This is a genomic window from Nostoc sp., assembly GCF_036919555.1.
In the GTDB taxonomy this organism is placed as follows: domain Bacteria; phylum Cyanobacteriota; class Cyanobacteriia; order Cyanobacteriales; family Nostocaceae; genus Nostoc.
The window spans coordinates 17,973-32,653 of record NZ_JBALCS010000051.1; the positions used below are offsets into that span (position 1 = coordinate 17,973).

The 14,681-nt window shown below is 39.9% G+C and carries 9 protein-coding genes; 8 read left to right on the forward strand and 1 reads right to left on the reverse strand.

The window, feature by feature from the left end; all coding sequences use genetic code 11:
- Window positions 1–378 precede the first annotated feature (378 nt).
- The 7 genes from V7K36_RS14820 (at window position 379) to V7K36_RS14850 (ending at window position 11,241) form a co-directional block, all read left to right on the forward strand.
- Complete coding sequence (locus tag V7K36_RS14820) at window positions 379–4,869, forward strand: hypothetical protein (RefSeq protein ID WP_335116884.1); 4,491 nt, start codon at window positions 379–381, stop codon at window positions 4,867–4,869.
- A gap of 247 nt (window positions 4,870–5,116) precedes the next feature.
- Complete coding sequence (locus V7K36_RS14825) at window positions 5,117–5,305, forward strand: hypothetical protein (RefSeq protein WP_335116886.1); 189 nt, start codon at window positions 5,117–5,119, stop codon at window positions 5,303–5,305.
- A gap of 167 nt (window positions 5,306–5,472) precedes the next feature.
- Window positions 5,473–6,582 (forward strand): nucleoside hydrolase, encoded by a 1,110-nt coding sequence (locus V7K36_RS14830; RefSeq protein WP_335116888.1) that lies wholly within the window; start codon window positions 5,473–5,475, stop codon window positions 6,580–6,582.
- A 272-nt stretch (window positions 6,583–6,854) separates the two neighbouring features.
- Window positions 6,855–7,862, forward strand: a complete 1,008-nt coding sequence (locus tag V7K36_RS14835; RefSeq protein ID WP_335116890.1) for a DUF2235 domain-containing protein — start codon at window positions 6,855–6,857, stop codon at window positions 7,860–7,862.
- Between the two features lie 150 nt (window positions 7,863–8,012).
- A complete protein-coding gene (locus V7K36_RS14840) occupies window positions 8,013–9,653 on the forward strand; it encodes a peroxidase family protein (protein ID WP_335116892.1) in 1,641 nt (546 codons plus the stop codon).
- Window positions 9,654–9,748: 95 nt separating this feature from the next.
- The gene (locus V7K36_RS14845; RefSeq protein ID WP_335116894.1) at window positions 9,749–10,930 is read left to right on the forward strand and encodes a catalase; all 1,182 of its coding nucleotides are present in this window, start codon (window positions 9,749–9,751) and stop codon (window positions 10,928–10,930) included.
- 8 nt (window positions 10,931–10,938) lie between these two features.
- Entirely contained in the window at window positions 10,939–11,241 is a 303-nt protein-coding gene (locus tag V7K36_RS14850; RefSeq protein WP_335116896.1) for a hypothetical protein, read from the forward strand.
- Window positions 11,242–11,559: 318 nt separating this feature from the next.
- On the opposite strand, the gene dxs is transcribed toward V7K36_RS14850, so the two are convergent.
- Window positions 11,560–13,467: a 1-deoxy-D-xylulose-5-phosphate synthase gene (gene dxs / locus V7K36_RS14855; RefSeq protein ID WP_335116898.1), complete on the reverse strand. Its 1,908-nt coding sequence runs from the start codon at window positions 13,465–13,467 to the stop codon at window positions 11,560–11,562.
- A 756-nt stretch (window positions 13,468–14,223) separates the two neighbouring features.
- On the opposite strand from dxs, the gene V7K36_RS14860 reads away from it, so the two are divergent.
- The gene (locus tag V7K36_RS14860) at window positions 14,224–14,679 is read left to right on the forward strand and encodes a hypothetical protein (protein ID WP_335116900.1); all 456 of its coding nucleotides are present in this window, start codon (window positions 14,224–14,226) and stop codon (window positions 14,677–14,679) included.
- The last annotated feature ends 2 nt before the right edge of the window (window positions 14,680–14,681 follow it).

Here is a 14,681-nt window from a genome sequence, read left to right on the forward strand (position 1 = left end):
ACGGATATACAAAGATACCTGTAAATTTGAATAAAGGTACTCGGAAAGAGTATAGTCATTTATATTTTTAAAGGGGGGCTAAGTAGTTCAAATACAGGTTTGATATCTATCTTAGGTGATAACAGGAACTAGTACTTACATTAGGATACAGCAAGCTCATTGCAGATTTGAACAAGGGTGTGAGTATTCCCAGCTTTGGATATTTGGATAGAATGAAGGCACTTTAAAAAATTGCCAAGCTGAGTGTTTACAAAAGTTAATCTATCCAAAAACATGTCTAACACTTGGATTTTCATTACGTTTCAAAATTGAAACTCATTAACCTCTTCAAGTATGAAATTATTTAGTTTATTTCAAAATAAAAAAAAGGAACGAAGTATGAACAAAGAAGCAAGTTCTATACCTGCCGTTGATTTAGTGATCGTTATCGATACTAGTCCTTCGATGAAAGATGAAGCCCAGAGTTTGAGTGATGCTGCTGCTAGTGCGATCGCCAAAGCTAAATCTAGTTGTCCTTCAGATTTAAAAGTAGTTTGGTTAGGCATAGAAGGTACTTGGAAAGGGACAAACTTCGACCAAACTATCAGAGCTTATCTGACTCAAAAGTCTAAAGTGACTGAATCAAAACTCCGGGGTAGAAAAAGAGGAGAATTAAAGTCCGCAGGAGCGCAAGAAGATGCGGCTCGTGCCATTGAAGATATCTCAGAATACTTTGATTGGCGCGAAGGTGCAGCACGAGCTATCTTTTATCTCGGCGATGAAGCGCTCGAAGGAGGTGGAGATAAAACAGAGCAAAAGGATATTACAGCTGCTAATTTGGCTATCCAAAAAGCCCAAACAGCAGGAGTTACGGTTCACACATATTTTGGAACTTCTAAAAGCAAACATCAAGAAGGTATCAAAACCGAATACGCCAGAATTGCAACCTCAACAGGTGGACAATCTTTTACAGATAAAGACGCTATCAGCGGTTTTAGTGCAGTTTTAGAAAAAGTTATCTGTGGTAGTCGCACAGCTAAAACAATTAAGCTCAAACCAGGAGCAGTTTATATCCAAGATTGTGTTTCTAATGAATTAAGCAAACTTTATACTCTAGATTTAGTCACAGGTAAAGCTACCTTTATTGGCGAGATAGTTACAGAGGTTTCTGACATTGCTTTTGTCGGTTCCCAACTATATGGACTCGATCAAGAGGGAGATAAGACCAGACTAGTTAAAATTGACCTTAATTCAGGTGATGCTACTGTAGTTGGTGATATTGGATTTGCTACAGCTGGTTTGGCATATAATCGCCAGCGTCATACTCTCTACGCCACAACTGCTAAACAACTGATTGCGATTGATTTGGAAACAGGAAAAGGTACGCCAGTAGTAACGGTAGCAGATAAAGACTACAACTGTGGCGAAGTTGCCTTTGATGCTGATGGCAAAGCTTATATTACCTTAATTGGTTACGACAAGAAGAAATTATTAGCAACCTCCAACCTCGATACAGGTGAAGTCAAAACTATCGGCGATATTGGCTTTGCTGATCTTGCCAGTATAGAATTTGTTGGTGATGTTCTCTATGGCGTGACTGGCAACTTCTTTAAGTTAGGTAAAGATGGTCAATTAATCCGTATTGATACTACCACGGGTATTGGAAGTTTAGTTGCCATAACCGATCCTATCGGTCGTTGGGCAGGTATCACTATTTATGAACCAGCTACGGCACTAATAACAGAAATCGCTCCCGAAGTAAACTCAAAGGAAAAATTGGAAGAGACAAAATCTCAAGAAATTAAAGTGATTAAGGAAGAAAATATGAGTATTTTAACCATCGATACCAAAAACAATTGTTACGTTATCGACCGCGATCAAATGAACAACCTGCAACAAAATGTTGCAACTTCTTTTACTTTCGAGAAAGGTACTTTTGATATCAAAATTACTGATGGTCGCTACAGCTATGCCCAGAGTAAAACAGAAGGAGAACCTTTTGTCTTACTCTGGATATATGGGGCTGATGGTAGTACATTTATCAATAAAAGCACAGGTTTTGAAGTAGGCGCAACCTGGACAACCTTAAATGGATATAATGATACTCTGAAGTTAGAAGTAAAAAAGAAAGCAGTTCTCAACGCCTTGTTTTTTGATGTCAATAATGCCGATAACAGTGGAGCAATTAATCTTTCTATTACCAGTAATAAACCATTTTTCAACCCTCAGACTTTAAAAGTAGACAGCAAACGTAATTGTTATGTGCTGGATGAAATAAATCTGTCTAAGTTGAAACAATCTGGTTCCAATTTTGTTGAATTAACACCTGGAAATTATAAGATAAAAATTCGTGAAGGTAATGCCACCTATTGGTCGGATAGTAAGAAGTTTGATATAGAACCTTGGGCTTTAATTTTGGTTCAAGGTGGAAAATTTATTACCAAACTGACTGCCATAGAAGTTGAAAAAAGTTGGATTTCATTGAATGGTCTAAAAGACGAAATAATTTTAGAGGTCAAAGAAAAAACTACCTTATTAGGTTTATTTATTGACACCTACAAAGATGATAACGAAGGTCAAATTATTCTGGCAATAGAGCCAGTAAGCGCAACTGAACTGACTGAAAACTATAAAAAGCAGGAGAATAATAACGTAACTGTTGCAACGGGTTCTGTCACAAATAGTACAACCAAAACTGCTACAACGGGATCTGTTACAAATAGTACAACCGAGACTGTTACAAATATTCAAGGCTCAGGTGGATCTGTGAGTCGTGAAGCAGTGGGTGCGAACAGCTCGGTAGAGTTTACCTTCCGTTTTAACGAAGACGAGTTTAAGAAGAAGTGGGAGGAGCAGTTACAACAGATTAATGCATCTATCAACGTGATAGATGAAGCTGATGTGACGCTGGAGGCTAAGTATTGGGATCAGCTTGAAACTTGGCTGCTGAAGAACTACGAGAAGCACTTTAAGAATTTGGCTGTAGAAGTGGCAAAGGTCAGATTCTCAATGGATGCTTATATACAGCAGATGGAGTTTAGTCTTAACCAGCACCTGCAAGGCTGGTCTGGCTATTTAGACAAGCTTGTAGAAGATAAGATTAACGTTGAGATATCAAAGAGAATTAATCAGCAGATCAACCAGTATGTAGACCAGACTTTTGAGCAAAGGATACGTAATAATGTCGGATTAATTATCAACAACATTGTCAATAAGCAGGAACTCAATCAGTACATTGATCGGCATGTTGATCAGCAAATCGACCAAAACTTTGAGCAAAAATTACGTAACAATGTTGGATTAATTATCAACAATATTGTCAATAAGCCCGAACTCAATCAATACATTGATCGGCATGTTGATCAGCAAATCGACCAAAACTTTGAGCAAAAATTACGTAGCAACGTCGAATTAATTATCAATAACATCGTCAATAAGCCGGAACTCAATCAGTACATTGACCAGCATGTTGATCAGCAAATCGACCAAAGCTTTGAGCAAAAGATACGCAACAACATTAGCTTAATTACTCAGAATATCATCAATGATAATACTGAAATTAAACAGTACTTTAACCAGGAAATCGACCAAAGCTTTGAACAAAAAATACGTGACAACATCGAATTAATTATCAACAACATCGTCAATAAGCCGGAACTCAACCAGTACATTGACCTGCATGTTGATCAGGGAATTGACCAAAGCTTTGAGCAAAAAATACGCAATAACATCAGCGTAATTGCTCAGAACCTTGTCAATAATACTGAACTGAACCAGTACTTCAACCAGGAAATCGACAACACCTTCGAGCAAAAGATCCAAAATCACATGCAAGTGATTACCCAGAACATTATCAATGATAATGATGCATTAAACCACTACGTTGACCAACGCTTACAGCAAAACGTAACCAACAACACTGAACTTAACGACAGTATTGTGAACCTTGTTACTAACAGCACTGAAATTAACAGCAAGATTGAGAATGTCCGCAACGAGTGGAATCAGACATTTATCAGTTTGGTTACACAGCAAGTCGATGAACTGATCAACATAATAGGTGGCAGAGAGACATTTATTAGGTTAATTACTCAGAACATCGTCAATAACAATAGCGATATTAATCAGTATGTCAGCAAGCAAATCGATGACACTTACGAGCAAAAGGTACAAAATTACGTCAAGTTAATTACTCAGAATATTGTCAATGAGAATGACGTATTGAATCAGTACGTTGATCGGCGCTTACAGCACAATGTAACCAACAACAACATCGTCATTAACCAAATTTTTGATAACGCTCAATTAACCCAGAAGATTCAGAATATCTTGAACGATAATTCTCAAATTCATCAGAAGATTGAGAACGTTGTTATCAATAGTAGTGAAATTAACAACAGGATTCTGAATTTCGTTGTCAACAGTAGTGAAATTAACAACAAGATTAATAACGTCTACAGAGATATTGACATCAAGATTGAGAACGTCCGCAACGAGTGGAATCAGACATTCATAACTCTGGTTACACAGTATGTGGATGAAGTGATCAACATCATAGGCGATAGAGAATCATTCAACATCCAGGTAGCGAATGTAATCAACATCAAGGTGGACGAGCTTCTCAACCAAATCTTGAGAATCAGAAACGAACTGACTGTGATCATTAACAATGCAGACAGACATCTCTATGAGTGGACTTTGGGAGAACTCATGGCAATCAAAGGCTGCTTAACCGATCGCCAGGCTCTTGTTGAGCAGCTAGTTACTTTCAGCGCTGAACTCAGAGTCAAGCTGGATAGTACCGCTTGTGTAGATATCAACACATTCAAGCCATTCAAACCTATCTCAGGAAATCCTGTACAACCGCAGCAGTTACCAGGAAACAAATAACTAGACTTGAGCCGCTAAAAGCTAAGTTGACTGAAATTCGATGACGTAGAGATTGCGTTAAAGCAATGCAATAACGCACTCTACTTCCAGAAAAAATTTAAGAGTGAAAAAAATGACACAACAAATTATTTACGGAACAGTTAGTGAAGACGGAACAAAACAAACTGGATAAAGGTTTGAAGTAAAATCACCGGAAACAGGAACCTATGTAATTACTTTTTTACAACCTTTTGTTGAACCTCCCAGCGTGGTAGCTACTTTGAAAGATTGGGGTGCTGATAATCAAATTATTGTTAAAGATATAACTCCAAACAAGGCGGAAGTTGCTATCTGGGATTTAGGAATTAAACAACAATCTGGTACAGGTTCTCCAGAACTCGCAGTGACGAAAGAAAAATCAGCTTTTAATTTTATTGCCATTGGTGAAGGCAGTTAAGTGGGAACATTTCCCTAAAATTGATGCCGCGATCGCTCTACTACAATCTTTTTTACTTAATGAGAAGTTGTCTAACAAACTAATAACATTAGAACGTTATTAGATGAGCAAACTTTTTTGGGTCAATTCCCAAACTCAAATTTCAATCAAACCAGAAGTAAAGTTTCATGAAAAAGTCTTTATTAAAAAGCCATCTTTGTTATTTACTTCTCTCTTCTCTAATACTGTTACTAACGTTGCCAATTGCTTTTGTGAGTCAATCTGCTTTTGGTAGTACCTTGAATCGTACACCAGTAATTTTGGATGATGATGGTAGTCAGGATGGCATGACTGCTTGGGCGTACATATTGCAAAATCCTAAGTTCGAGGTCAAGGCTATGACCATAAGTCAGGGATTAGCCCACCCTCAAATATTTGGCAATAATGTCATGCGGATGCTGGCAGAACTTGGAATAACTGGGATACCTGTTGCTGTTGGTAGGGAAACGCCCTTGTCAGGGAATAATGCTTTTCCCGATGCATTTCGAGCGGATACGGATACATTTTGGACTCCTTTTACCAACCTGCCAGATCAAGCCCTTGAAACTGTTGATCAAAGAAGTGCTGCTCAATTAATTGTAGATACAATAAACCAGTCGCCAGAACCAGTGGAGATTTTAATGACTGGTTCTGCGACAAACATAGCAGAAGCACTGACGATCGACCCAAGCATCGCTAAAAAGATTTATCGCCTGCAAATTATGGGTGGTGCAGTCTTTATTCCAGGAAATCTTAGGGAACATCTTGACCCTATATTGAAACAAAACCGACTTTCTGAGTTTAATATCTGGATTGATCCAGTAGCAGCACAAAAGGTATTTTCCGCAGGATTGCCAATATATCTAACTCCATTGGATGCAACTAACAAAATTGGGTTTACTCGAGCAGATCAAGCTGCATGGAAAGCAACTGGTACTCCTGAGAGCATTCTGGCATCAAAATTATTGGACTATGCTCTGACAAATATTTCTGGAAATGACCCGTTGATTCCTAACCCAGCTTGGGATTTGGTTGCAGCTATTAACTTGAGTGAGCCATCATTTTGTCCAGAAACACCTCTGCATATAGAGGTGAATACAGATGGAAAACCGGAGGTCAACCAAGGTCAAACTGTTGCTATTCCCAATCAACCAGCGAATACTAATGTTTGCTTAAATCCTAGTTTAGCTAACTTGCCATTTACCAGCCAAGAGTTATTCTCGGATAAGACTAAACCCCACTCAAGTGCTAGAAGCTAATTCTGGGCTAGGGTTGTTGGCTGCTGCTGCGGTAAGTGGTGTTTTGTTGCGAAAGCGTTCATCTAGGCAAACTGCCTAGAAATTTCGGAAGCGTTTTCATTCGGGAATTATTTCTTTTAAAGAATTCTTAATAAAGTGCGAGCGCCTTAATTTATCTTCACTTTATATTGCGATCGCTCTCATAAAATCTTCTTTTACTTAGTTAGTAAGAAGTGGTCTAACAAACCAACAACATCGTTGATCTAATTACTAAAAAGCTTTGGAATAGAACTATGAAACGTCTTGTTATATGCTGTGATGGAACCTGGCAACAATTAATAAGTCCTTACCCAAGCAATGTGGTTAAGTTAGCTCAATCCGTGAAACCGATCGCCAGTGACGGGGTTACACAGATCATATTTTATGACGCGGGCATTGGAACCGAGAGTCAAAAAGTTTTAGGGGGAGCTACCGGACAAGGAATCGATAGAAATATAGAAGATTGCTACCGATTTCTTAGTCTCAATTATGTTACTGGTGACGAAATCTATTTGTTCGGCTTCAGTCGCGGTGCTTACACAGTTAGAAGTCTCGCAGGGATGATCTATTGCTCCGGTCTTCTAGACCGCCCCCATGTCACCAAAGCACATGAAGCTTACGACCTTTACCGTAACCGAGGTATTAAACCCAAGGATAAGACAGCAGTAGAATACCGTAAAGACTACGGAGAGCGAGTCCCTATCACCTTGATCGGTTGTTTTGATACCGTCGGTGCCCTTGGTATTCCTGGGATACCCGCCTTCAGCAAGTTGAGCGAGCAGCTGAATAAGCGGTACAGATTTCATGACACTACTTTAAACAAATGTATTGAGAATGCATTGCACGCTGTGGCGATCGACGAAATCCGCGAAATCTTTGATGTAACTCCTATGAAAAAGCATCCTGAGGCTGAAAAGCAGCGGGTGATTCAAAAGTGGTTTCCAGGTCAGCATGGTTGCGTTGGCGGTGGAACCGAAGAATACAGCGGGTTATCAGATGCTGCCTTACAGTGGATGATTGATTCAGTCGGTGTCTTAGGATTGGGGCTTGATTTAGATCCAAGTGTGATCCCCACAGGCATTAACCCCAATTATGAATGTGACTTTAATAACGATGTTGGATTCTTTAAATTGGCAGGAATCAAGTTTCGTGAGGTCGGCGATGTCATTGAAGATATTCATGAAAGCACGATCAACCGTTTGAAAAGTCGCAAGGACTATCGACCCAAGAATCTACAAAACATTATCGATAAACTGAATTAATCTCTTAATAATCTTGTTTCAAGGAGTGCCTGCTGCCTTAGCCCTACTACTGATGTTTTTGCCTTCCCAAAACCATCAGCAGTAATGAGCGTTATTTTCAAACATAAGCAAGCGATTAAGTTAACAAGCGATTCTAAAGGAGAAACAATTATGACTGCAAAAAGAGATACATCAAGAGATGGGTTTAGAAACAAACTTGAGACGGCTGTTTTAACCGGTTTTAAACCAATTTGGAACTTTATTCAAAGCAACCCAGGTCTCGCCAAAAAAGTTAACAAAACTCTCACCAGCAATGCAATATTAAAAATTCCGACTCGTCCATATCCGTTTAGTACAATGTCTCCCTATACATCTTGGGATTCGTTGATCGATCGAACATATTCGGGACTCCAACTACCACCGTTAGATTGGAAACCCTTGACTAATGAAAACTATATCGGCATTAATTTAACGCCTGCTGAAAAATTTGAGAAAAATCTGCCGCCGATTCAAGATTTAGAGATTTTGTATCGCAAAACTGGGGAAACGAAATATTCACCTAAATCCTCTCTAATTTTCCCCTATTTTGTTCAATGGTTTACAGATAGCTTTCTCCGAACCGACCGCCACGATCCACGCAGAAATAGTTCTAACCACCATATCGATATGTGCAATGTCTATGGGTTAAATCCAAAGATTACGCACCTGCTGCGATCGTATAAAGGCGGGAAGCTAAAAAGCCAAATTATTAATGGGGAAGAATATCCTCCCTTTTATTATGACGAAGATGGAAAACCCAAAGAAGAATTTAGAGGGTTGCCCCATCTTTACACCGACGAGTCTACCCCAAAAGCAGAAATGTTCGCTCCAGAAAAGAAACAGAAGTTGTTTGCGATGGGGTTGGAAATAGAACGAGCAAATGTGCAAATCGGCTATGTCATGCTGAATGTACTTTCCTTAAGGGAACATAATCGTGTGTGCGATCTCTTGACAAAAAATTATCCAACTTGGGACGATGAACGCCTTTTCCAAACGGCAAGAAATATTGTCATGGCTGAATTTCTCAAGATTGTTTTAGAAGATTACATCAACCACATAACTCCCTATCACTTTCAATTTTTCACCGATCCCCTCGCGTTCACTAATGAAAAGTGGTATCGCCATAATTGGATGTCGGTGGAATTTAGTTTAGTTTATCGTTGGCATAGTATGCTACCCGATACTTTAATGTATAACGGGCAAAAGCTTCCCATGCCTGCCTCGATGTGGAACAACGACATGATTATCAAGAAGGGATTAGGAGCCATCTTTGAGGAAAGCTGTTCCCAACCCGCAGCGCAACTGAGTTTATTCAATACACCTGAATTTCTAATTCCCACCGAAATAGCTAGTATTCATTTAGGTCGGACGGCAAAATTAAGAAGCTATAACGACTACCGTGACTTATGCAGCTATCCCCGCGTCACCGACTTCGATCAGATTAGTAGCAATGAAAAAGTCCAAAAAGAACTGCAACGATTGTACGGTCATGTAGATAACATTGAGCTGTACGTCGGACTCTATGCAGAAGATTTGCGTCCAAATTCAGCCTTACCACCTTTAGTCGGACGACTGATAGGAATTGATGCTTTTTCTCAAGCATTTACCAATCCTCTACTAGCGGAAAATATCTTCAATCCAGAAACTTTTTCACAAGTAGGTTGGGAGGAAATTCAGAATACAAAAACCCTCTCCCAAGTAGTGCATCGCAATATTCCTCAAGGTAAAAACTATAGAATTTCTTTTTATCGCCATGATTGGCAGCCAGTTTAATTACCGAATGAATTAGGGTGTGTTACGAATGATAAAACACACCCTAATTGTTAAAGACACATCAAGTATTTTCTAATTAATCCTACCTAAAAAAAATGAAACTATTTACCGAATACCCAGAAAAAGACGAAGCCAAATATTGCGCTCTCATGAGTGAGCTAGTCAAAAAGAATATGGAAAATCTTTACGGAGGTGAGAAGAAAAAAACTGCAAAGAGAGATACCCATTCTAAAACCCACGCTGCTGTTCAAGGAACTCTAGAAATCTTTGACTTTGATGAAACAGCAATTAAGCAGGAATTGAGCAAACGCACCTCATTATCTAAAGCTGAACTTTCTGCCATTTCCCTGAAACAAGGATTATTTGCCACCCCGAAACAATATCCAGTTTGGCTACGATTTGCAAATGGTGCGTTTTCAGTAAAGAATGATTATGAAGGCGATACGCGCTCCATGTCCGTAAAAGTGATAGGCGTAGAAGGAGAACGACTACCGCAAAGTCACGAGTTAAAAACCCAAGATATTATTACCCACAATACCGAATTCTTTTTTGTTAGAACCATCAAAGACTTCCACAGCTTTTTTTTGACGGTTTATCGAGCAGGGCTGTTTCCGCTTTTTAAGCTGTTGGTGCTTTTTTGGCTAAAGTTACATCCCTATGAATCCACTCTTTTAAAAAACAGTTTCAAACGGTTTCCCAAAAGTTTGCTCACAGAACGCTATTGGAGTGCTTCAGCATTTTCTGTGGGACTCAAATCTGATTTTGATCCCTACAAAACAGGTCGATTTCCTGTGGAATATCCGGTTGTGATTAAATATGGATTCACTCCAGTTTCCAGTCAATCACCTCATCAACAACTTCCTCTGGATTCCAGACCAGAAAGTGAGCTTCAGCGTGCCAAAGCCTCAGGTTCAGAGGACAACTACTACCGAGAGGATATTATTCAAGCTTTAGCAAAGCCTGATGCTGAATATCATTGGAACTTTCAAATCCAATTTCAAACTAGTCCAGAAATGTCCATTGATGATACCACCATTGTTTGGAATGAAGAGGAATCACCCTTCTTTACAGTTGGTCGCCTAACAGTTAAGCATCAGAAGGTTAATTCTCCCAAGGAAAATGACTTTGGGGAAAATCTCAGTTTTTCTCCTGCGAATGGTCTAGCAGTGCATCGTCCTGTCGGTGCGATCAATCGATTACGCAGCATTGTTTATCCTATTGTTGCTGATGACCGTCACAAAAAACGAGGAGTCAAATACCAAGAACCAACTGTCTGAGAGGATGAATGAACAAGTCTAATTTATTACTAGTCCTGGCGACTAGAAGTCGCACGCCAGTTGCTCATGGGGAGCCAGGTGGACGGGAACACCTGCATAAAGCAAGTGGCGTGGAAACCCCCTTGGCACCAGCCTCTCCCTTTGGGAGAAGACCGCACTGGCTTGGCTATACGAGACTTTACCCACCGACCTGGGTTAAAAACCTTTCATTTTGTATTAGTCCACGGAGGTGGACGAGAGCTTGTGTAGTAGCGAATTCTATTCGCCTAATCTTTTTCAAACATCCTCTGACTTTTCACACAAATTATTAACTATAAATAGGCTTCTTTTTCTTTGTACCTTTGCGCCTTTGTGTGAGGCTAATTCATATTTTTAATCAGCAACGTTGATTGTATTGGGTACTGGGAAAATTTGTATGAGGATAAATCTTGGCTGAAAATATTGTGTATTTTTTGAAGTGAAGCAATGACAAAATGCTGTGATTGCAAGGCAGTTACGAAAGAAAATTCCGCTTTTAATTTTATTGCGATTGGTGAAGGTAGTTAAGTAGGAAAATTTTGCTAAATTTGATGTAGCGATCGCCCACACCTGAATCACAAGTGTGGACGATTTATTCTACAAAGAATTAGCTAAACAACAGTAGATAGTTGCCGTTTAAAGAAAGCTTCTAAAACTCTCTCTGCTATTTGATGACTAGTTAAACCTAGTTCTGTCTTAGATTCATTGGGTTCAGCATGATCTACTAACACATCTGGTACACCAAATCGCTTGACAGGAACAAGAATATCTGCATCTAGTAAAGCTTCAGCGATCGCACTACCAAAGCCACCCATGATACAACCTTCCTCCAAGGTGATGACGCGACCGATTTTTTTAGCCAAAGGCAAAATCAACTCGGTATCCAAAGGCTTAACGAAACGGGCATTAATTACAGTTGCTTCAATGCCGTGTTCACTGAGAATTTCAGCAGCTTGCATTCCTGGATAAACCATTGTGCCATAACCAATGATTAACACATCATCGCCAGTACGGAGAATTTCGCCTTTGCCGATTTCCAAAGGTTCCCAACCTTCTTCCATCAGAGGGACACCGTAACCATTGCCACGAGGATAACGCATTGCGATCGGTCCACTGGTATGGTTAACACCAGTTACGATCATGCTTTGCAGTTCTGCTTCGTCCTTGGGTGCCATCATTACCATGTTGGGAATGCAACGCAGATAGGCAATGTCATACATACCTTGGTGGGTGGGGCCATCAGCACCGACAATTCCTGCCCGATCCAAGCAGAAGAATACTGGCAGGTTTTGGATGCAGACATCATGAATTATCTGGTCATAGGCGCGTTGCAGGAAGGTAGAATAAATAACGGCGATCGGACGCATACCCTGAGTTGCAAGTCCCGCAGCTAGCGTAATCGCGTGTTGTTCAGCAATGCCGACATCAATATATTGATTGGGCAATTTTGCTTGCAGTTTATCTAAACCTGTCCCGGTTGCCATCGCCGCAGTGATCCCGATGATTTTTGGGTTTTGTTCGGCAAGTTTTACCAGAGTGTGAGAAAAGACTTTGGCATAAGCCGGGGGTTTGGGTTTACTGGAAGGAATAGCTTTGCCAGTTGCTACGTTAAAAGGGCTTTGGGCGTGGTAGCCAACTTGATCTAGTTCGGCAATTTCATAGCCTTTGCCCTTGACTGTTGCTACGTGTACCAAAACTGGGCCTGCTATCTGATGTGCCTGTTGGAAAGTGGCAATTAATTCTTCGAGATTATGCCCATCCACTGGCCCAATGTAGGTAAAGCCGAGTTCTTCAAAAACTGCACCTACCTTGGGAACAGCCAAGCGCTTCATACCTTCTTTGATGCGCCCGAGTTCGGGAGATAAAGATTCGCCAACGAAGGGAATTTGCTTAAACTGTTCCTCAAGATTATCTTTAATAAATTGCACCGGTTGGCTGAGGCGCATTTTGTTGAGATAGCGGGGAATCGCGCCGACGTTGCGAGATATAGACATATCGTTGTCGTTGAGAACAACCAACACGTTGGTTTTTGGCATATGTCCAGCATGGTTGATGGCTTCTAAAGCCATACCCCCAGTCAGCGCCCCATCGCCAATCACAGCAACGGCTTTAAATTTTTCTCCTTTTAAGTCTCGCGCTAAAGCCATGCCCAATGCGGCTGAAATACTTGTAGAAGCATGTCCAGCCCCAAAGTGGTCGAACTTATTTTCACCGCGTTTAAGATAACCCGCAACTCCGTCCTTTTGTCTGAGGGTGTGGAAGCGATCGTAGCGTCCTGTCAGCAGTTTGTGGGGATAAGCCTGGTGTCCCACATCCCAAATCACTTTATCCCGATCTAAGTCCAGTGTCTGGTAAAGTCCTAGTGTTAATTCCACAACACCCAACCCTGGCCCCAAGTGTCCACCGTTAACTGCTACCGTTTGGAGATGCTTATCTCGAATCTGACGGGCAATCTGTTGCAGTTGGCGAACAGATAAACCGTGCAACTGATTAGGATGGGTGATTTCGCTCAAATGCATATTATAAGGTTTTCCTCTCTAATTTCACGCTTTCGGTATTTTGATTTTCCCACGGTCGGGTTGTCCACAGATTCAAACTCTTACATTGTTACTAAGTTGTAGTGGAAAGTATAACTTCGTAATTAATAATGGTGAAAAATTTGTTACCCATTAACACTTCGTCAAATGAAGTTACAATCAGTTAAACATATAACACATTTGTCAATAAGTAACAATACCTGAATCTAGCCTATAGCCCGTATATAAAAACAAGTTTTTCAGGAGCAATTTGCGGAAGTTCCCTAAGCAGATTACTCAGTTTTGCCTTTTAAAGTTAGTACAAAAGAAAATTAAATATCTCATTTCTAACTATATTTTCAGCATAATTGCTGGTAAATATTTAGCAATTATTTCTTTTATTCTTCGGTAACACCAGCTAATTTTATCAGCGATCGCTAGTTCATTTGGAGGCGATAAATATGTATGTATAAGTACATTAGTTATTTTATCTAATTTTCAGTATTTGTTTAGTAAATTAATATTCATAAATCAATTAGTAAATTTTATCCCTCCCTTGATGTAAAATTTCTGAGTATTTTACTGATAGAGTAAACCCAAAAGCCCGTCAGGGTGATTTGGATAGTTGGAAACTAAGGTCTTATGCTTTATGAAGCTAATGTAAAAATATTCACTGCGCAATGAAAAAACTTTATGGTTACTTAACAAATATGTTGCCAGCAATTAAATATTTACTCGAATTACATCATAAAATCGACGATGGAATCTGAATATCTTAATTTGCTAACTCCTCAGCAATTACCGACTCAGTTAACCCTGAGTTATGAGACGGATGAGCGAGTGTCTGAGGCACTCAAGTTGATATTAGAAGCGGTTAACCATTCCTCTGCTGACCTAGCAGGAGATAAGCTGAATCAAGCCTTAATCATTTTAGGGGAAACAAAGCGATCGCCAGTTAATGATCCATTAACTCATAGTGGCTTCTTAAGTTTAGAAAGAATCGACGACTTTGATCGCTACTTTCAAATAGTCCACGTTCAAGCTGAGGATACTGCTATTGTTCTTGTGTCTAGTATCATTCTTGCCCTTCGAGAATTTTTCTTGCTCTCTCTGTCGAAGGACTTTAACTCTAGCAAAGTCGTGGATTTAAAGAAGGGCTATCAGGAGTATGTAAAGTTACTTACAAGAGTGTTTACTGTATTTTCAGAAGAATAGCT